Here is a 619-nt window from a genome sequence, read left to right as displayed (position 1 = left end):
GGCACCTTGGCCGGCTGGATGCCCGCCGGCATGCCCCGCGGGCGCACGAAGGTATGAAAATGGCCGTGCTCGCCCTGGAAGCGCTGATCGGAAGCGTGGGCATGGTAGTAGAACTGGCCGTGGGTTTCATGGTCGTAGACGTCGCCCGGCGGATAGTGGTCCCACTCGTAAAACGTGCCGTTGTGCTTCAGCAACTCGCCGACGATGTTGTCGCCGGTTTTGGCGAGAACACGGTGGACATCCATGACCTCGGCACCCGCCTCGGCCATGTCCTCCAACTGCGCAGTCGGCAGATCTTCCAGCGGAAAATCGGCGTCGAGCGCAGCCTCCTGAATTTTCACGTCACTTCGCATAGCATCGCCAACCCAAACAGCGGCCGGGCCGCCAGCAGTAACCTAGGCAGCGAGCCCCGCTGCCGCCAGCCGGATTCCATCACGTCGCCGTGAGGGCCGCCACGGCCCGTCATTCTAAGACTAGCCGAAAGTCGATGAGAATATGTTTAAGCGTCGCCTGCCGGCCACCTGACGCCCGCACAACCACACGCATCCCGGGCGCTGTCCTTGGCCTGGCGTGACGCTGCCCCCCCCGCTAAGGGCGGATCACCAGGACCGAGCAGTTG

The 619-nt window shown here is 64.0% G+C and carries 1 protein-coding gene; it reads right to left on the bottom strand.

The window, feature by feature from the left end; all coding sequences use genetic code 11:
• Positions 1-341: DUF6969 family protein (locus ACKGJN_RS16475; protein WP_409540658.1), on the bottom strand; the 341-nt coding region annotated here is incomplete at its 3' end.
• Between the last annotated feature and the right edge of the window lie 278 nt (positions 342-619).

This window comes from Gillisia xinjiangensis, assembly GCF_046298265.1.
GTDB classification, from domain to species: Bacteria; Bacteroidota; Bacteroidia; order Flavobacteriales; family Flavobacteriaceae; genus Gillisia; species Gillisia xinjiangensis.
The sequence above is the reverse complement of the archived record's forward strand: the minus strand, read 5'-3'. Positions and strand labels throughout refer to the sequence as shown.